This window comes from Thermoplasma sp. (assembly GCF_023256435.1).
GTDB lineage: Archaea > Thermoplasmatota > Thermoplasmata > Thermoplasmatales > Thermoplasmataceae > Thermoplasma.
In genome coordinates this window covers 3241-4057 of sequence record NZ_JAGDXM010000038.1, presented here as the reverse complement: position 1 = coordinate 4057, position 817 = coordinate 3241, and the positions used below count along the sequence as shown (strand labels likewise).

Annotated in this window: 1 protein-coding gene; it reads left to right on the top strand. The window is 44.8% G+C overall.

All coding sequences use genetic code 11. The features are described 5' to 3' along the window. Positions 1–750, top strand: a 750-nt coding sequence (gene csm5, locus Q0C15_RS04900; protein WP_297216945.1) for a type III-A CRISPR-associated RAMP protein Csm5, incomplete at its 5' end; no start/stop codon positions are given. Positions 751–817: the final 67 nt, after the last annotated feature.

Below are 817 nucleotides of genomic sequence, written 5' to 3'. Positions count from 1 at the left end.
ATCATATACGATAACGTCAAGGTGGAATCCAAGGACTTCAGGAACAAGGGTAGCCTGATCGTTCATGCCCATACTGGTTTTTCTGGCGATGAACGGCCTTATATACCAGGATCCAGCGTGAAGGGGGCGATGCTGACAGGTCTCATGGTTCAGGCAGCCAGGTCTTCCGTTCGTAATTTCAAGCCATCCGATCTTAACAAAATATACGATGTAGTCAGCAAGCCGCAGCTCAAGGTTAAGGGAATGAATCGAACCATCACATACTCCTATGCATTTGGTCGTGCCTTCAGATTCTCAGACTTCATGCCTGTTGGAGAATACAAGCTATCCATAATGACCATAGAGAGGAAAAGAGGAGCAAGTTCAAAGGGAGGAATACCAAACGTGGGTGTCTTCCTAACATCGGGCAAGTTTGAGGGCGAATTAGATTACGATGCCGAGGAAATGAGGACATTTCTCGATTTATTTAAGAACGACGATTCTCATCAGTGGCCATTTCCGTTCGAAGGTTTCTTTAGAGACATAGATACGGTGAAAAAAGCACTTGATGAAATGATAGAGGGCATAAAATATATAGATCAGAACTGGGCACAGATACCAGATGTTCACAATGGAAATCCGATCATAACGCTTGGAAGATACAGGGGCGCCAAGGCAATGGCCATTTCAAATTTCATAGGAAAAAGGGTAAATACCATGTGGTACACACAGAATGGAGATAGGCCAGGGTTAATCATCTTAAAGGGGTGACGCTTTGGGTTCATTACTCATATGTACGGTTGGCACCACACCAATGGTGGTCACCGAAGTCTTCACC